This window comes from Streptomyces sp. SPB074, assembly GCF_000154905.1.
In the GTDB taxonomy this organism is placed as follows: domain Bacteria; phylum Actinomycetota; class Actinomycetes; order Streptomycetales; family Streptomycetaceae; genus Streptomyces.
Map to the genome: position 1 here is coordinate 4,936,288 of NZ_GG770539.1, position 1,741 is coordinate 4,938,028.

The window sequence follows — 1,741 nt, forward strand, 5'->3', positions numbered from 1 at the left end:
ACCGGCCGCTCCCGCACGACCAGCCCCGCCCCCTCGCACGCGGCCCGCAGCCCCGGGGCCGTCTCCGCCAGCCACTCCAGTCCACGCGGCGCCTGCCGCTCGCGCTGGGTGCGCAGCAGATCCTCCACCTCCGCCGCTGTGAAGGCCCGCCCCCGCTCGGCCGGGTGCGGACGCGCGGGAAAGCCGCCCTGGAAGGGCTGGAGATACAGGACGAAGTGCCCGTACCGTTCGCGGACACGGCAGGAGGCGCGCGCGACCGTCTCGTGGAACCACTCGACGCGCTCGACTACGGAATCGGTGGTGCCGGCGGTGCGGCGGACAGGAGCGGCCATACCGGCATTCTTCTCCCTCCCGCGCGGTTCCGGCACGGGGGCCGGCCCGGCGTTCGGTACGGAGTGCGGTCCGGCGTTCGGTACGGGGTGCGGCCCGGAGCCCGCCCCGGAATTCCGTCCGCCCGACGCACGAGAACCGAAAAGGTTGTCAACCACTCCGTACCAAAACCGTTTTTAGATTGCATCGAGTTAATCCAGCTCGAACATAAACGAGTTGACCTCTGAATGTTTCGTGTCACTATCTCCAGGGGCTTGTGAGGTTTCTGTGATCTCCCAAGGGCCGTGGTGCACGGGGTGACTGAACTTTTTTGGTGCCTCGGAGACACGGATTCCTCGCACGACCCTCTTCGTCAAGGCATCACAGAGGAGCTCTACGTGGCCAAAACCCCCCGTAACAAGGGAAGCAAGAACTTCGGCCGTTTCGCGGTCGCGGCGATAGCCGCCGCCCTCGTCACCACGACGGCCGGAACCGCGGTGGCCGACCAGGCTCCCGCGCCTTCCGCGCAGAAGGCGGCCGAAGCGGCTGCCGGCGCGGCGAAGAAGGCGGCGTCCCAGGGCGCCAAGAAGGTCTCGCCGCAGTCCCGCAGCTTCGCGGCCAAGTCCCTCGGCTCGGCGCCGGTCCTCGGAATGCTCGGCATCGACAAGAACGACGATGCCTACTTCTACGACCTCGACGGCGAGGGCGGGCTGGCCCCGCGTGAGCTGATCGGCAACTTCTGGGGCGTCAAGAACGGCGTCTCGATCGATGACGACGGGGACGACTGGGTCGACGCCACCTGGCTGTGGGACGACCAGGGCTACATGTGGAGTTCCGAGCAGGGGGACGAGGTCGGCCACGGCTGGAACATCTACAACACCGTCCTCTCGCCGGGCAACGTCGGCGGCGCCGTCGCCTCCGACGTCATCGCGCGGGACAAGTCCGGCGTGCTGTGGCTCTACCTGGGCTACGGCGACGGCAAGGTGACCAAGCGGTACCGCGTCGGCGGTGGCTGGGACGCCTACACGCAGATCGCCGGGCACGGCGACCTCACCGGTGACGGCCAGTCCGACATCGTCGCGCGGGACAAGTCCGGCGTGCTGTGGCTCTACAAGGGCACCGGAGACTACAAGGCGCCCTTCGCCGCCCGCACCAAGATCGGCGGTGGCTGGAACTCGTACAACACGCTCGTCGGCTCCGGCGACGTCGACCTCGACGGCACCTCCGACCTGATCGCCCGCGACACCAAGGGCGACCTGTACCTGTACAAGGGCACGGACAAGGCGGCCGCTCCGTTCGCGGCGCGCGTGAAGATCGGCAAGGGGTTCCAGACCTACCGGGCGCTGTTCTCCTGAACCGCGTGACGCCCGCCGCCTGAGCGGTGGGCGAACCCCGCCTCGGTCGAGGTGGAGCGGGAGCACGGCGGTCGCCG

The 1,741-nt window shown here is 68.6% G+C and carries 1 protein-coding gene and 1 pseudogene; one reads left to right on the forward strand and one right to left on the reverse strand.

The genetic code is table 11. The features are described 5' to 3' along the window. Positions 1-332 (reverse strand): annotated as a pseudogene (locus tag SSBG_RS20710) (N-acetyltransferase); the annotation flags it as partial. A gap of 375 nt (positions 333-707) precedes the next feature. Here SSBG_RS20710 and SSBG_RS20715 point away from each other — a divergent pair. Next, a complete protein-coding gene (locus SSBG_RS20715; protein WP_037870280.1) occupies positions 708-1,664 on the forward strand; it encodes an FG-GAP repeat domain-containing protein in 957 nt (318 codons plus the stop codon). Positions 1,665-1,741 lie beyond the last annotated feature (77 nt).